Raw genomic sequence first — 14,575 nt, forward strand, 5'->3', positions numbered from 1 at the left:
GTTGCCTGCCAGTGCCAGGCGTGACGCCGGGCACTGGCAACCCGCCGCTTAGTAGCGGTAGGCGTCCGGCTTGAACGGGCCTTCGACGGTGACACCGATGTACTCGGCCTGCTGCGGGGTCAGCTGGGTGACCACGCCGCCGAAGCCGCGGACCATTTCCAGGGCCACTTCTTCGTCGAGTTTCTTCGGCAGCACTTCCACGGTCAGGCGCTCGGCCTTCTTGGCGGCTGGCAGTTCGGCGAACTTCTGCTCGAACAGGAAGATCTGCGCCAGTACCTGGTTGGCGAACGAGCCATCCATGATGCGGCTTGGGTGGCCGGTGGCGTTGCCCAGGTTGACCAGGCGGCCTTCGGCCAGCAGGATCAGGTAGTCGTCGTTCTGCGGATCGAATACGCCAGCGCCGGTGCGGTGGATCTTGTGCACCTGCGGCTTGACCTCTTCCCATGCCCAGTTCTTGCGCATGAAGGCGGTGTCGATCTCGTTGTCGAAGTGGCCGATGTTGCAGACCACGGCGCGCTTTTTCAGGGCCTTGAGCATGTTGGCGTCGCAGACGTTGACGTTACCGGTGGTGGTGACGATCAGGTCGATACGGCCCAGCAGCTCTTTGTTGATGCCGGCTTCGGTACCGGTGTTGATGCCGTCCTTGAACGGCGAGACCACTTCGAAGCCGTCCATGCACGCTTGCATGGCGCAGATCGGGTCGACCTCGGTGACCTTGACGATCATGCCTTCCTGGCGCAGCGACTGGGCCGAGCCCTTGCCCACGTCGCCGTAGCCGATCACCAGGGCCTGCTTGCCCGACAGCAGGTGGTCGGTACCACGCTTGATGGCATCGTTCAGGCTGTGACGGCAGCCGTACTTGTTGTCGTTCTTGCTCTTGGTGACCGAGTCGTTGACGTTGATCGCCGGGACTTTCAGCTCACCCTTGGCCAGCATGTCCAGCAGGCGGTGCACACCGGTGGTGGTCTCTTCGGTCACGCCGTGGATCTTGTCCAGCATGGCCGGGTATTTCTTGTGCAGGATTTCGGTCAGGTCGCCACCGTCGTCGAGCACCATGTTGGCATCCCATGGCTGGCCATCCTTGAGGATGGTCTGCTCGATGCACCACTCGTATTCCTGCTCGGTTTCGCCTTTCCAGGCGAACACCGGGATACCGGCGGCGGCGATGGCGGCCGCGGCCTGGTCCTGGGTCGAGAAGATGTTGCAGGACGACCAGCGTACTTCAGCGCCCAGGGCGACCAGGGTCTCGATCAGCACGGCGGTCTGGATGGTCATGTGGATGCAGCCGATGATCTTCGCGCCCTTGAGCGGTTGCTCGGCTTGGTACTTGCGGCGCAGGCCCATCAGTGCCGGCATTTCCGATTCGGCGATGATGACTTCCTTGCGGCCCCAGTCGGCCAGGGAGATGTCGGCGACCTTGAAGTCGGAAAAACCAGCAGGCGTGTTTACAGCGCTCATCGAGAGCCTCCATTCGTAGTGTGCGAATGGGCGCCGTTGTGCGTTGAGCGTCCGCTTGGCGGACAACGCCCCAACCGAGCCTGACAGGACGAACCTGCTGCAGCGCCCCTCGGTCGGGTGGCGGGATGGCCGCCACTGCGGGGGCCACTTGAATCGGCAGGGATTATAGCCGTGGGCATGTGACACACCCAAGACTTTCTGTCGATTAATCGAGACGATAGTCGATGTTCAATGGAGCGTGACCAAGCGGTCTGCCATCATGAGCGCACGTTAGCCAAGCCGGTCAGGAGTACAGATGAACTTTCACACCCGCAAATGGGTAAAACCCGAAGACCTCAACCCCAACGGCACCTTGTTCGGTGGCAGCCTGCTGCGCTGGATCGACGAAGAGGCGGCGATCTACGCCATCGTCCAGCTGGGCAACCAGCGGGTGGTGACCAAGTACATCTCGGAGATCAACTTCGTCAGCGCCTCGCGCCAGGGCGACATCATCGAGCTGGGCATCACCGCCACCGAGTTCGGCCGCACCTCGATCACCCTCAAGTGCGAGGTGCGCAACAAGATCACCCGCAAGGCCATCCTCACGGTCGACAAGATGGTCTTCGTCAACCTCGGCGAGGACGGTCTGCCGGCGGCGCACGGGCGTACCGAGATCAAGTACATCCAGGACCAGTTCCCGGATTCTGCTGTGGAGTGACGATACAGGGGCTGCTGTGCAGCCCTTTCGCGACACAAGGCCGCTCCTGCAGAGCACGCGACCCACTGTAGGAGCGGCCTTGTGTCGCGAAAGGGCCGCGCAGCGGCCCCAGAACCTCAAGGCTGTGTGCTGACCTTGCGCACCACCTTGCCGACCGTCAGACCCTGCACCAGGATCGACGACAGCACCACGATATAGGTGATCGACAGCAGCAGGTCGCGCTCCTCGCCCTGTGGCAGCGACAGCGCCAGGGCCACCGACACGCCACCGCGCAGGCCGCCCCAGGTCAGCACGCGGATGGTGCCTTGCGGCACGGTCCGCCAGCGGCGCAGCAGGACGATCGCCGGGGCCACGGTCAGCAGGCGCGAGGCCAGCACCGCCACCGCCAGCACGCCACCGGCCGCCAGGTGCAGCCAGTTGAACGGCAGCAGCAACAGCTCCAGGCCGATCAGGGCGAACAGCAGGGCGTTGAGCATGTCGTCGATCAGTTCCCAGAACCCGTCCATGTAGCGACGGGTCATGTCGTTCATCGCCAGGTTGCGCCCCAGGTTGCCGATGATCAGGCCGGCCACCACCATGGCGATCGGTGCCGACACGTGCAGCTCGTAGCACATCGCCGAACCGCCGATGACCAGCGCCAGGGTCAGCATGACCTCGACCTGGTACTGCTCGACGCTCTTGATCATGCGGTAGGTGGCATAGCCGATCAGGCCGCCGAAGGCGATGCCGCCAATGGCTTCGCGGGCGAACAGGATGGCGGTGTCGGCCACGCTCGGCGTCTCGCCCAGCTGGATGATGCCCAGCAGCACGGTGAACACCACCACCGCGGTGCCGTCGTTGAACAGCGACTCGCCGACGATGGTGGTCTTCAGCGGCTTGGAGGCGTTGGCGGTGCGCAGGGCGCCGAGCACGGCGATCGGGTCGGTCGGCGAGATCAGCGCGCCGAACAGCAGGCAATAGATCAGCGGCACCTGCCAGCCGAACAGGGCGAACACCCAGTGCGCCAGGTAGCCGATCACCACAGTGGCGATCAACACGCCAAGGGTGGCCAGCAGGCCGATCGGCCAGCGGTAGCTGCGCAAATCGCTGAGGTTGACGTGCAATGCGCCGGCGAACAGCAGGAACGACAGCATCCAGTGCATCAGCAGGTCGTTGAAGTCGATCTGGTTCATCAGGCCTTCGACGCGTGCTTCCAGGCCAGGGAAGCCGATCAGGCTCAAGCCCTGCAGGATGAGGGAGAACAGCAAGGCGGTGACCATCACGCCGATGGCCGGCGGCAGGCCGATGAAGCGGTAGTTCACATAAGTGAGGAGGGTGGTGAGGCAGATAAACGCGGCAACTAATTCAAGCATCCCGAATCCTGTGACAGTGGCTTCCAAGTCGTTACCCGAGTGGCTCGGGCAGTTCTTTGATGATCTGGCGCGGCATTCGGGACACACCTTATGACCGGTTTTGTTGAATTCGTTCCTCTACCTGAGCTGTAGGAGCCTCGCTGGCGAAGCAGGCAACGCGGTGGATGGCACCGGCTACGTCGGTGTTCGCCGGCAAGGCCGGCTCCTACAACGGCTACGGGCCGTAGCCAGCCTTGTCGGTGTTCGTCGGCCCCGACAGCGATCGGCAGGGCATGTTTAAGGTCTCTGCAAACCGCTATAGTGCCCTGCGTCGCCTGGTCTCTTGCGCAAGGAATCCCGCGTGCTGGCAACTTCCCTGGTACTGGTCGCAGCCTTGCTCCATGCCACCTGGAACACCCTGATCAAATTCAGCGCCGAGCGCCTGCTGGTGATCGCCAGCATGGACCTGGTGGCGCTGCTGTTCGCCGTGTGTGCCGTGGCCTTCACCGAGTTCCCGCCTGCCCAGATCTGGCCTTGGCTGCTGGCTTCAGCGCTGGCCGAGCAGTTGTACCGCTTCCTGCTGATCCAGGCCTACCGGGTCGGCGACCTGGGCCTGGTCTATCCGCTGATGCGCGGTCTGTCGCCGCTGGTGGTGCTGGGGCTGACCCTGGCCTTTGCCGGCGAATCGCTGAGCCAGCAGCAGATCATCGGCATCCTGCTGATCCCCTGTGGCATGGCGTGCCTGCTCTGGCAGGGCGGCGGCGGCGACCGCCTGCCCTGGTCGATGCTGCCGGTGGTGGCGCTGATTGGCCTGTGCATCGGCTGCTACACCTGGTTCGACGGCCAGGCCGTGCGCCTGTGGGGCAAACCGTGGGATTACCTGGTGTGGCTGAGCCTGCTCAGTTCCTGGCCGTTCCCGCTGCTGGCCGTTGTGGCTCGACGAGGGCCGTTAGTGCTGTTTTGGAGAACCCAATGGACGCTGGGCCTGGCCGTCGGGTTCTGCGTATTGTTCAGCTACGCTCTGGTGCTCTGGGCCATGCACCTGGGCTCGGTGGCCGAGGCGGCAGCGTTGCGCGAGTTGAGCGTGATCCTGGTGGTACTGTTGGGCATGCGCTACCTCAAAGAACCTTTTGGCGGGCCGAGACTCCTAGCTTGCGGGCTGGTCCTGGCTGGCATGCTGGTGATGAAGCTCTAACCCATTCTTGAACAAGGAGTCCTGAGCATGACCGTTGCCCTGTGGTGCATCCTGATCGCGCTGCTGCTGAACCCGCTGTGTGCCTTGATCGCCAAGGTGAGCAGCGGCAGGTTCGGCCTCAAGGACAATCACGATCCTCGCGCCTTCCTTGATACCCTGGCGGGCCTGCCACGGCGTGCCCATGCCGCGCAGCAGAATGGCTACGAGGCATTCCCGGCGTTTGCCGCGGCGGTGCTGGTGGCGGATATCGTCGGCAATGCCGAGCAGGTGACCCAGGATGTACTGGGGGTGATGTACATCACCAGCCGCTTGCTTTACATCATCTGCTACCTGGCGGACTGGGCGGCGTTGCGGTCGCTGGTGTGGTTTGCCGGGGTGGCGCTGATCGTGGCGTTCTTCGTGGTGTCGATCTGAACTGTGGGAGCGGCCTTGCGTCGCGAAAGGGCCGCGAAGCGACCCCAGATTGATGCGCTAGGCGCCAGCACTGCGGGGCTGCTTTGCAGCCCTTTCGCGACGCAAGGCCGCTCCCACAGGGCCCGCGTAACGTCAAAGGACTTTAGGCACCTCTGGCAACGGCTGGCCCTTGGGCCACAGCATCCAGATCTGCCCCTGCTGCTTCATGTTTCCCGCCAACTCGCCGGCCTCGGGCCCTGTACCCCAGAACAGGTCCGCACGCACCTCGCCGGTAATCGCGCCGCCGGTGTCCTGGGCGCCGACCGGGCGCACGACCGGCGAGCCGTCTGGCCGTGTGGTCGACAGCCACAACAGGCTGCCCAGCGGAATCACCTTGCGATCGATGGCCACGCTGTAGCCCGCGGTCAGCGGCACGTTCAGCGAGCCGCGCGGGCCTTCGTTGCTGTCCGGGCGGGTGCTGAAGAAGACATAGCTGGGGTTGCTCGCCAGCAGCTCCGGGACCCGCTGCGGATTGGCCTGGGCCCAGGCGTGGATGCTGCCCATGGTCACCTGTTCCTTGGGCAGTTGGCCCTGTTCCACCAGCCAGCGCCCGATCGGGCGGTAGGGGTGGCCGTTCTGGTCGGCATAGCCCAGTCGCAGCTGCCGGCCGCCGTCCAGTTGAATACGCCCAGAACCCTGGATCTGCAGGAACTGCAGGTCCATCGGGTCGGTCAGCCAGGCCAGCACGGGGGCCTTGGCGCCATCACGGTTGATCACCTCGGCAGTGTCGTAGGGCTTGAGCACCCGACCGTCGAGGCGCCCGCGCAGGCGCTTGCCCTTGAGCTCGGGGTACACACTGGCCAGGTCGACCACGATCATGTCCTCGGGCACGCCATACACCGGTACCTGCGCCGCCTCGGTGCGTGCCAGGCTACCGGGGTAGACCGGTTCGTAGTAGCCGGTGATCAGGCCGTTGGCGTTGTTCTCGGCCGAACGCAGGCCATACACCTGCAGGTTCTGCTCGAGGAAGGTGCGCACCTGGGCGGCGCTTGCCGTGGCGCTGCCCGCTGCCTCGCAGGTGGCGGCCCATACTGGGTCGCGCTTGAGCTTTTCGCAGCCGCTGCGCCAGGCGTAGAAGCCGGCCAGCAAGTCGTCGTCGCTGACCGCGGGCAGGTCGTTCCAGGTCGCCGGTACGTAGGTGGCGATGGCGTGAGGTTGCGGCTTGGCGCTTTCGCCGCCGTTGCAGCCGGCCAGTAGCGCCAAGGCCGGCAGGGCCCAGGCGAGATGGCGCAATGCAGATTTCATCGGGTCGGTCCTGTGTGGGACGAAACATGAATATTCGCCCTTGTTTTCTGTGTGGCTATTGGTCTTTGCCCGGTGCGGGGCGATACTGGCCGCCCGTTTTCCTGGCCAAAGAGACCGTGATGTACAAGCGATTGACCGTAGTACTGCTCGCTGCCCTTGCCTTGAGCGCCTGTGACGGCGTCGATCCCAACTCGCCGCTGGGCCAGCGCAAGGCAATCTTCAAGCAGATGCTCAAGACCAGCGAGGACCTGGGCGGGATGTTGCGCGGGCGCCTGCCGTTCGACGGGGCGAAGTTCGCCGACGGGGCGCAACGGCTCGATGGCCTGGCCCATGAGCCCTGGCAGCACTTCCCGCAGGTGCGCGACGAGGGTGACAGCAGTGCGCGGGTGGAGGTCTGGGAGCGCCAGGCGCGCTTCCATGACCTGGCCCGGCAGCTCGAGGGCGTCACCGGCGAGCTGGTCGCGGTGACCCGCAGCCAGCCACTGGACGCCGCGCAGCTCAAAGCGCCGATGGACAAGGTCGAGGCGGCGTGCAAGGCCTGTCATAGCGAGTTCCGCAATCATTGATGGCATCTTGGCGCGAGCGCTCTCGATATCCCGCCACTGGCCTAGATCCCTGTAGGAGCGGCCTTGTGTCGCGATGGGGCCGCGCAGCGGCCCGAGGATTTCAGCCTTGATGCATAAATCGCCGGGGCCGCTGCGCGGCCCTTTCGCGACACAAGGCCGCTCCTACACGGATCGGCGCGGGGCTCAGCGGTCGAGGTCGTCCACTGCTTCCTGCAGTTCCTTGCGCGACTCGGCCAGCTTGTCCTTGCGCTTGTTGATCTTTTCGGAATCGCCTTTCTTCTCGGCTTTTTTCAAGTCTTTCTCGCGCTGCGCCACTTCGTGACGGGCATCGAGCACCTTCTGCTCGCGCTCTTTGCGCAGGCCGCTGTCAGTGCAGTGCTCGACCCCGCGCAGCGCTTCTTCAAGCCCTGCCACCTGATTGCTGTTGCCGTGGTCGCGGGCGATTTTCAGCTGGTTCTCGATGGCACTGCGCTTGGCGGCGCAACCGGTCAGGCCGGGATCGGGTTGGGCGGCCTGCGCGACGCCAGTGAACAGGCCGACGGTTGCCAGTACGGCGAGAATGGATGTGCGTTGCATGAATGCCTCCTTGACGGGGCGAGCGGCAAAAAAAGTTGGGGCAAATCCTGCCTTGGTTTTTCCGGTTTATAAACCCTGGGTAGCGGTTTCTTGCCCAGGGTCAGTTATTTCGCGATGTTTCTGGGCATCCTGCCTTTTGTGCCAGATGTTAAAAAGCCCCAGCCGATCGCTCGGCAGGGGCTTTCCACTGCTGCAGCTGAAGGCTTACAGGCCGGCAGCGTCACGCAGCGCCTGGGCGCGGTCGGTGCGCTCCCAGGTGAAGGTGGTGAAGGTGTCGTCGCCGACGGTCTTCTGCTGCGGCTCGCGGCCGAAGTGGCCGTAGGCGGCGGTTTCCTGGTACATCGGGTGCAGCAGGTCGAGCATGGTGGTGATGGCGTACGGACGCAGGTCGAAGCACTCGCGCACCAGCTGGATGATCTTGTCGTCGGACACCTTGCCGGTGCCGAAGGTGTTGATCGAGATGGAGGTCGGCTGGGCCACGCCGATGGCGTAGGACACCTGGATCTCGCAACGCTCGGCCAGGCCGGCGGCAACGATGTTCTTGGCTACGTAGCGACCGGCGTAGGCGGCGGAGCGGTCGACCTTGGATGGGTCCTTGCCGGAGAACGCGCCACCGCCGTGGCGGGCCATGCCGCCGTAGGAGTCGACGATGATCTTGCGGCCGGTCAGGCCGCAGTCGCCCACCGGGCCGCCGATGATGAAGTTGCCGGTCGGGTTGATGTGGTACTGGGTGCCCTTGTGCAGCAACTCGGCCGGCAGGGTGTGCTTGACGATCAGTTCCATCACCGCTTCCTGCAGGTCTTTCTGCGAGACCTCAGGGTTGTGCTGGGTCGACAGCACCACGGCATCGATGCCGACCACCTTGCCGTTTTCGTAGCGGCAGGTGACCTGGGACTTGGCATCCGGGCGCAGCCACGGCAGCAGGCCGGACTTGCGCGCCTCGGCCTGGCGCTCGACCAGGCGGTGCGAGAAGCAGATCGGCGCCGGCATCAGCACTTCGGTCTCGTTGCTGGCATAGCCGAACATCAGGCCTTGGTCGCCGGCGCCCTGGTCTTCCGGCTTGGAGCGGTCGACGCCCTGGGCGATGTCCACCGACTGCTTGCCGATGATGTTCATCACCGCGCAGGTGGCGCCGTCGAAACCGACGTCGGAGCTGTTGTAGCCGATGTCGATGATCACCTTGCGCACCAGGTCTTCCAGGTCGACCCAGGCCGAGGTGGTGACTTCACCGGCGATGATGGCGACACCGGTCTTGACCAGGGTCTCGCAGGCCACGCGGGCGTATTTGTCCTGGGCGATGATCGCGTCCAGGACCGCGTCGGAGATCTGGTCGGCGATCTTGTCCGGATGCCCTTCGGACACGGACTCGGAAGTGAAAAGGGAGTATTCGCTCATCTCGAGGGGTTCCTAAAATTTACCGATGTGTGTGTCGCCAGTGGCCCGCTGGAAATGCCGGACCTGGATCTGGAAACCGTTACGCAAGCCCACGTAGAGGCTGTCCCCAAGGGTCAGCCCCGCCGCGTTGGCCCAACGGGCCAGGTCGTCCTGCTCGAAGCCAAGCCACAGGTCGCCGCAGGCTTCGCGGGCCCACCCCTGGTCATGGCTGCACAGCTCGGTGACCAGCAGGCTGCCGCCTGCCTTCACCCGTTTGGCCAGCAGGCGCAAGGCCAGGGCCGGGTCGCTGAAATGGTGCAGGACCATGTTCAGCACAACGCAGTCGGCTTGCACATCCGTTGCACCCAGTGCATCGGCCAACTGCAGGTTTACGTTATTCAGGGCGTGGCGCGCGCAGACCTGGCGGGCCAGCTCGAGCATGGTCGGGCTGTTGTCCATGGCCGTGACCTGGGCGAAGCGCCGGGCCAGGTCGGGCAGGAAACCGCCGTCGCCGGGGCCGACCTCCAGGGCGCTGGCGCCGGCCTCGAAGCTCAGCTTGTCGAGCAGCGCCAGCAGGCTTTCGCGGTACTGCGGCAAGCCGGCGATCAAGTCCTGCTGGGCGCGGAACTTCTCTTCGACCTTGAGGAAGAAGTCCTGGCTGGTGGCGGCGCGGCGCTGCTGCACCTGGGCGATACGTGCCTGCACGTCATGGCTCAGGGCGAGGCCGTCGACCTCCTCGAGCAGCGCCGTGTGCAGGCGGCCGCCCAGGCGCTGGCTGTCGGGCAGGGCGCGGCGGTAGAAGATCGCGTTGCCCTCGCGGCGGGTGGCCACCAGCTCGGCCTGGGCCAGCACCTTGAGGTGGTGGCTCATGCCCGACTGGCCGATGCCGAAGATCTGCGCCAGCTCTAGCACGCCGAACGAGTCGTTGGCCAGCGCGCGCAATACGTTCAGGCGCAGCTCGTCGCCACTGGCCTTGCACAGGGCGGCCAGTGTTTCGCTTGGCTGGGGAATCGATTGCGCGCGAAGGTTCATGACGCGGCAGTCTAGTCAGGTGGTGTTGCCCTCGCAAGGTCAATATCAAAAAGTTTTGATATTGACTGATCGGTGGACAGGCAAGAGGGCCGGTGAAGGGCGCGCGCCCACGGTTTCACCTTTTTTGCCGGCAAAACACAGGAAAAATGCCCGACTGCGCCTATCCATCATTGCCCCCGGCCCCCCAGTGGGCGAAAATGGACGCCTTTTTTCGCTTCACCACCTATTCAAGCCTCAGGAGACTCAGCGATGCCCAGCCGTCGTGAACGTGCCAACGCCATTCGTGCCCTCAGCATGGATGCCGTGCAAAAGGCCAACAGCGGCCACCCAGGTGCCCCCATGGGCATGGCGGATATCGCCGAAGTGCTGTGGCGCGACTACCTGAAACACAACCCGAGCAACCCAAGCTTCGCCGACCGTGACCGCTTCGTGCTGTCCAACGGCCACGGCTCGATGCTGATCTACTCGCTGCTGCACCTGACCGGCTACGACGTCAACATCGACGATCTCAAGGCCTTCCGCCAGCTGCACAGCCGCACCCCAGGCCACCCCGAGTACGGCTACACCCCGGGCGTCGAGACCACCACCGGCCCGCTCGGCCAGGGCATCGCCAACGCCGTGGGCTTCGCCCTGGCCGAGAAAGTGCTGGCCGCGCAGTTCAACCGTGAAGGCCACAACATCGTCGACCACAACACCTACGTGTTCCTCGGCGACGGCTGCATGATGGAAGGTATCTCCCACGAAGTCGCCTCGCTGGCCGGCACCCTGGGCCTGAACAAGCTGATCGCCTTCTACGACGACAACGGCATCTCCATCGACGGCGAGGTCCACGGCTGGTTCACCGACAACACCCCGGCGCGCTTCGAGGCGTACAACTGGCAGGTGATTCGCAACGTCGACGGGCATGACGCCGACGAGATCAAGATGGCCATCGAGACCGCGCGCAAGAGCGACCGTCCGACCCTGATCTGCTGCAAGACCATCATCGGCTTCGGTTCGCCGAACAAGCAAGGCAAGGAAGACTGCCACGGCGCGCCGCTGGGCAACGACGAAATCGCCCTGGCCCGTCAAGCGCTGAACTGGAACCACGGCCCGTTCGAAATCCCCGCCGACATCTATGCCGAGTGGGACGCCAAGGCCAACGGTGCCAAGGTCGAGGCCGAGTGGAACCTGCGTTTCGACGCCTACGCCAAGGCTTATCCCGAGCTGGCTGCCGAGTTCAAGCGCCGCGCTGCCGGTGACCTGCCGGCCGACTTCTCCGAGAAGGCTCAGCAGTACATCGACGAAGTCGCCGCCAAGGGCGAGACCATCGCCAGCCGCAAGGCCAGCCAGAACACCCTGAACGCCTTCGGCCCGCTGTTGCCTGAGTTCCTCGGTGGCTCGGCCGACCTTGCCGGTTCCAACCTGACCCTGTGGAAGGGCTGCAAGGGCGTCGAAGCCAACGACGCCAGCGGCAACTACGTGTTCTACGGCGTGCGCGAGTTCGGCATGACCGCGATCATGAACGGCGTCGCCCTGCACGGCGGCCTGGTGCCTTACGGCGCCACCTTCCTGATGTTCATGGAATATGCCCGCAACGCCGTGCGCATGTCGGCACTGATGAAGCAGCGCGTGATCCACGTCTACACCCACGACTCCATCGGCCTGGGCGAAGACGGCCCGACCCACCAGCCGATCGAGCAACTGACCAGCCTGCGCAGCACGCCGAACCTGGACACCTGGCGCCCGGCCGACGCGGTGGAATCCGCGGTGTCCTGGAAGCACGCCCTGGAGCGCAAGGACGGCCCATCGGCACTGATTTTCTCGCGCCAGAACCTGCAGCACCAGGATCGCGACGCCCAGCAGATCGCCAACATCGCCCGTGGCGGTTATGTACTGAAGGACTGCGCCGGCGAGCCTGAGCTGATCCTGATCGCCACCGGTTCCGAAGTGGGCCTGGCGGTCCAGGCCTTCGACAAGCTGACCGAGCAGGGCCGCAAGGTCCGCGTCGTGTCGATGCCGAGCACCAGCGTGTTCGACGCCCAGGACGCAGCCTACAAGCAGTCGGTACTGCCGCTGGAAGTCGGTGCGCGCATCGCCATCGAAGCGGCCCATGCCGACTTCTGGTACAAGTACGTCGGCCTCGAAGGCCGGGTCATCGGCATGACCACCTACGGCGAATCGGCCCCGGCCAGCGCGCTGTTCGAGGAGTTCGGCTTTACCCTGGACAACATCCTGGGCACCGCCGAAGAGCTGCTGGAAGACTGATTCAGACTGTGCGAGGCGAGGGCGTTGCCCTCGTTTCGCGACGCAAGGCCGCTCCTACAAGGTATGGCGTACACCGTGCCCTGTAGGAGCGGCCTTGTGTCGCGATGGGCCGCACGCGGCCCCAACAGCCATCATGCGTTAGCGAGCGAATCAATGCCCCACCCGCGTCCCTACAAAGTTGCACTCAACGGTTACGGCCGCATCGGCCGCTGTGTCCTGCGCGCACTGTTCGAGCGGGGAGCGAAGGCTGGTTTCGAGATCGTCGCGCTGAACGACCTGGCCGACCAGGCCAGCCTGGAATACCTGACCCGCTTCGACTCCACCCACGGGCGTTTTCCCGGCGAGGTGAAGGTCGACGGCGACTGTCTGCATATCAATGGCGACTGCGTGAAAGTGCTGCGCAGCGCCACCCCCGAGGGCATCGACTGGGCCGCGCTGGACGTCGACCTGGTGCTGGAGTGCTCGGGCGCCTACAACACCCGCGCCGACGGCCAGCGCTTCCTCGACGCCGGCGCGCCGCGGGTGTTGTTCTCCCAGCCCATGGCCAGCGCGGCGGATGTCGACGCCACGGTGGTCTACGGCCTGAACCAGGGTTGCCTGACCGGCAGCGAGCGGCTGGTGTCCAACGCTTCCTGCACCACCAACTGCGGCGTGCCGCTGCTGCGGGTGCTGGACCAGGCGTTCGGCATCGAGTACGTGCAGATCACCACCATCCACTCGGCGATGAACGACCAGCCGGTGATCGATGCCTATCACCACGAAGACCTGCGCCGCACCCGTTCGGCGTTCCAGTCGGTGATCCCGGTGTCCACTGGTCTGGCGCGTGGTATCGAACGCCTGCTGCCGGAACTTGCCGGGCGAATCCAGGCCAAAGCGGTACGCGTGCCGACCGTCAACGTGTCGTGCCTGGACATCACCCTGCAGACCGCCCGCGACACCAGCGCGGCCGAGGTCAATCGGGTGCTGCGCGAGGCCGCCCTTGATGGCCCGCTCAAAGGCCTGCTGGCCTATACCGAGCTGCCCCACGCCAGTTGTGATTTCAACCATGACCCGCATTCGGCCATCGTCGATGCCAGCCAGACCCGCGTCTCAGGCCCACGCCTGGTGAACCTGCTGGCTTGGTTCGACAACGAATGGGGGTTCGCCAACCGTATGCTCGACGTCGCGGAGCACTATCTGCGCGTCGTTCACCCAACCCGCAGCAAACAGCCCTGAAGGACTGCATTCATGACCGTGTTGAAGATGACCGACCTCGACCTGCAAGGTAAGCGCGTACTGATCCGCGAAGACCTCAACGTGCCTGTGAAGGACGGTGTGGTAGCCAGCGACGCGCGTATCCTGGCAGCGCTGCCGACCATCAAGCTGGCCCTGGAAAAGGGCGCGGCGGTAATGGTCTGCTCGCACCTGGGCCGCCCGAGCGAAGGCGAATTCTCGGCCGAGAACAGCCTTAAGCCGGTCGCCGAGTACCTGAGCAAGGCCCTGGGCCGCGACGTGCCGCTGGTGGCCGACTACCTGGGCGGCGTCGAGCTCGAGGCCGGTGAGCTGGTGCTGTTCGAAAACGTGCGCTTCAACAAGGGCGAGAAGAAGAACGCCGACGAGCTGGCGCAGCAGTACGCCGCCCTGTGCGACGTGTTCGTCATGGACGCCTTCGGCACTGCCCACCGCGCCGAAGGTTCGACCCATGGTGTCGCCAAGTTCGCCAAGGTCGCTGCTGCCGGCCCGCTGCTGGCCGCCGAGCTGGACGCCCTGGGCAAGGCCCTGAAGGCTCCGGCCAAGCCGATGGCCGCCATCGTCGCCGGTTCCAAGGTGTCGACCAAGCTGGACGTGCTGAACAGCCTGAGCAGCGTCTGCGACCAGCTGATCGTCGGTGGCGGTATCGCCAACACCTTCCTTGCCGCTGCCGGCCACCCGGTGGGCAAGTCGCTGTACGAGCCTGACCTGGTCGAGACCGCCAAGGCCATCGCCGCCAAGGTCAGCGTGCCGCTGCCGGTGGACGTGGTGGTCGCCAAGGAATTCGCCGAGAGCGCCGCAGCCACCGTCAAGGCCATTGCCGACGTGGCGGCCGACGACATGATCCTGGACATCGGCCCGAAAACCGCCGAGCACTTCGCCGAGTTGCTGAAGACCTCGAAGACCATCCTGTGGAACGGCCCGGTCGGCGTGTTCGAGTTCGACCAGTTCGGCAACGGTACCAAGGTCCTGGCCAAGGCCATCGCCGACAGCGCCGCGTTCTCCATCGCCGGTGGTGGCGACACCCTGGCCGCCATCGACAAGTATGGTGTCGGTGCCGATATCTCCTACATTTCTACCGGTGGCGGCGCGTTCCTCGAGTTCGTCGAGGGCAAGGTTCTGCCCGCCGTGGCAATCCTGGAAGAACGGGCCAAGGCCTGAGTGTGACGGC

Annotated in this window: 13 protein-coding genes and 1 riboswitch; of the genes, 7 read left to right on the forward strand and 6 right to left on the reverse strand. The window is 64.8% G+C overall.

The features are described from left to right. Nucleotides 1–48: 48 nt before the first annotated feature. Nucleotides 49–1,458, reverse strand: coding sequence for an adenosylhomocysteinase (gene ahcY, locus NJG22_RS07095; RefSeq protein WP_253093375.1), 1,410 nt, complete (start codon nucleotides 1,456–1,458; stop codon nucleotides 49–51). A gap of 21 nt (nucleotides 1,459–1,479) precedes the next feature. Next, a riboswitch (S-adenosyl-L-homocysteine riboswitch) is annotated at nucleotides 1,480–1,575 on the reverse strand. Between the two features lie 178 nt (nucleotides 1,576–1,753). Between ahcY and NJG22_RS07100 the strand changes: the two genes are divergently transcribed. Next, nucleotides 1,754–2,155: a hotdog domain-containing protein gene (locus NJG22_RS07100; RefSeq protein ID WP_003257757.1), complete on the forward strand. Its 402-nt coding sequence runs from the start codon at nucleotides 1,754–1,756 to the stop codon at nucleotides 2,153–2,155. Nucleotides 2,156–2,271: 116 nt separating this feature from the next. On the opposite strand, the gene NJG22_RS07105 is transcribed toward NJG22_RS07100, so the two are convergent. After that, on the reverse strand, nucleotides 2,272–3,507 hold the full coding sequence (locus NJG22_RS07105) for a sodium:proton antiporter (RefSeq protein ID WP_253093376.1): 1,236 nt from the start codon (nucleotides 3,505–3,507) through the stop codon (nucleotides 2,272–2,274). Between the two features lie 340 nt (nucleotides 3,508–3,847). On the opposite strand from NJG22_RS07105, the gene NJG22_RS07110 reads away from it, so the two are divergent. Both NJG22_RS07110 and NJG22_RS07115 read left to right on the forward strand, forming a co-directional pair. Further along, complete coding sequence (locus tag NJG22_RS07110; protein ID WP_253093377.1) at nucleotides 3,848–4,681, forward strand: EamA family transporter; 834 nt, start codon at nucleotides 3,848–3,850, stop codon at nucleotides 4,679–4,681. A gap of 27 nt (nucleotides 4,682–4,708) precedes the next feature. Beyond that, on the forward strand, nucleotides 4,709–5,095 hold the full coding sequence (locus tag NJG22_RS07115) for an MAPEG family protein (protein ID WP_253093378.1): 387 nt from the start codon (nucleotides 4,709–4,711) through the stop codon (nucleotides 5,093–5,095). Nucleotides 5,096–5,227: 132 nt separating this feature from the next. On the opposite strand, the gene NJG22_RS07120 is transcribed toward NJG22_RS07115, so the two are convergent. Further along, nucleotides 5,228–6,379, reverse strand: a complete 1,152-nt coding sequence (locus NJG22_RS07120) for an MltA domain-containing protein (protein ID WP_253093379.1) — start codon at nucleotides 6,377–6,379, stop codon at nucleotides 5,228–5,230. 119 nt (nucleotides 6,380–6,498) lie between these two features. Here NJG22_RS07120 and NJG22_RS07125 point away from each other — a divergent pair, with 119 nt between their 5' ends. After that, nucleotides 6,499–6,945, forward strand: coding sequence for a cytochrome c (locus NJG22_RS07125; RefSeq protein WP_253093380.1), 447 nt, complete (start codon nucleotides 6,499–6,501; stop codon nucleotides 6,943–6,945). A gap of 183 nt (nucleotides 6,946–7,128) precedes the next feature. Here the strand turns inward: NJG22_RS07125 and NJG22_RS07130 are convergent, their stop codons facing one another. The 3 genes from NJG22_RS07130 to NJG22_RS07140 form a co-directional block, all read right to left on the reverse strand. Beyond that, nucleotides 7,129–7,521 (reverse strand): DUF1090 domain-containing protein, encoded by a 393-nt coding sequence (locus NJG22_RS07130; RefSeq protein ID WP_253093381.1) that lies wholly within the window; start codon nucleotides 7,519–7,521, stop codon nucleotides 7,129–7,131. Between the two features lie 204 nt (nucleotides 7,522–7,725). Further along, on the reverse strand, nucleotides 7,726–8,916 hold the full coding sequence (metK, locus tag NJG22_RS07135) for a methionine adenosyltransferase (RefSeq protein WP_253093382.1): 1,191 nt from the start codon (nucleotides 8,914–8,916) through the stop codon (nucleotides 7,726–7,728). A 12-nt stretch (nucleotides 8,917–8,928) separates the two neighbouring features. Then, entirely contained in the window at nucleotides 8,929–9,927 is a 999-nt protein-coding gene (locus NJG22_RS07140) for a metalloregulator ArsR/SmtB family transcription factor (protein ID WP_253093383.1), read from the reverse strand. A 249-nt stretch (nucleotides 9,928–10,176) separates the two neighbouring features. On the opposite strand from NJG22_RS07140, the gene tkt reads away from it, so the two are divergent. The 3 genes from tkt (at nucleotide 10,177) to NJG22_RS07155 (ending at nucleotide 14,565) form a co-directional block, all read left to right on the forward strand. Continuing rightward, on the forward strand, nucleotides 10,177–12,174 hold the full coding sequence (gene tkt, locus NJG22_RS07145) for a transketolase (protein WP_253093384.1): 1,998 nt from the start codon (nucleotides 10,177–10,179) through the stop codon (nucleotides 12,172–12,174). A gap of 153 nt (nucleotides 12,175–12,327) precedes the next feature. Beyond that, complete coding sequence (gene epd / locus NJG22_RS07150; protein WP_253093385.1) at nucleotides 12,328–13,389, forward strand: erythrose-4-phosphate dehydrogenase; 1,062 nt, start codon at nucleotides 12,328–12,330, stop codon at nucleotides 13,387–13,389. 12 nt (nucleotides 13,390–13,401) lie between these two features. Continuing rightward, nucleotides 13,402–14,565: a phosphoglycerate kinase gene (locus NJG22_RS07155; RefSeq protein WP_253093386.1), complete on the forward strand. Its 1,164-nt coding sequence runs from the start codon at nucleotides 13,402–13,404 to the stop codon at nucleotides 14,563–14,565. Nucleotides 14,566–14,575: the final 10 nt, after the last annotated feature.

It is taken from the genome of Pseudomonas sp. VA159-2, from assembly GCF_024126635.1.
Classification (GTDB): domain Bacteria; phylum Pseudomonadota; class Gammaproteobacteria; order Pseudomonadales; family Pseudomonadaceae; genus Aquipseudomonas; species Aquipseudomonas muyukensis.

Coding starts and splice junctions, on each gene's coding strand:
- ahcY (WP_253093375.1), bottom strand. CDS start 1,458: ATGAGCGCTGTAAACACGCCTGCTGGTTTTTCCGACTTCAAGGTCGCC.
- NJG22_RS07100 (WP_003257757.1), top strand. CDS start 1,754: ATGAACTTTCACACCCGCAAATGGGTAAAACCCGAAGACCTCAACCCC.
- NJG22_RS07105 (WP_253093376.1), bottom strand. CDS start 3,507: ATGCTTGAATTAGTTGCCGCGTTTATCTGCCTCACCACCCTCCTCACT.
- NJG22_RS07115 (WP_253093378.1), top strand. CDS start 4,709: ATGACCGTTGCCCTGTGGTGCATCCTGATCGCGCTGCTGCTGAACCCG.
- NJG22_RS07120 (WP_253093379.1), bottom strand. CDS start 6,379: ATGAAATCTGCATTGCGCCATCTCGCCTGGGCCCTGCCGGCCTTGGCG.
- NJG22_RS07125 (WP_253093380.1), top strand. CDS start 6,499: ATGTACAAGCGATTGACCGTAGTACTGCTCGCTGCCCTTGCCTTGAGC.
- NJG22_RS07130 (WP_253093381.1), bottom strand. CDS start 7,521: ATGCAACGCACATCCATTCTCGCCGTACTGGCAACCGTCGGCCTGTTC.
- metK (WP_253093382.1), bottom strand. CDS start 8,916: ATGAGCGAATACTCCCTTTTCACTTCCGAGTCCGTGTCCGAAGGGCAT.
- NJG22_RS07140 (WP_253093383.1), bottom strand. CDS start 9,927: ATGAACCTTCGCGCGCAATCGATTCCCCAGCCAAGCGAAACACTGGCC.
- tkt (WP_253093384.1), top strand. CDS start 10,177: ATGCCCAGCCGTCGTGAACGTGCCAACGCCATTCGTGCCCTCAGCATG.
- epd (WP_253093385.1), top strand. CDS start 12,328: ATGCCCCACCCGCGTCCCTACAAAGTTGCACTCAACGGTTACGGCCGC.
- NJG22_RS07155 (WP_253093386.1), top strand. CDS start 13,402: ATGACCGTGTTGAAGATGACCGACCTCGACCTGCAAGGTAAGCGCGTA.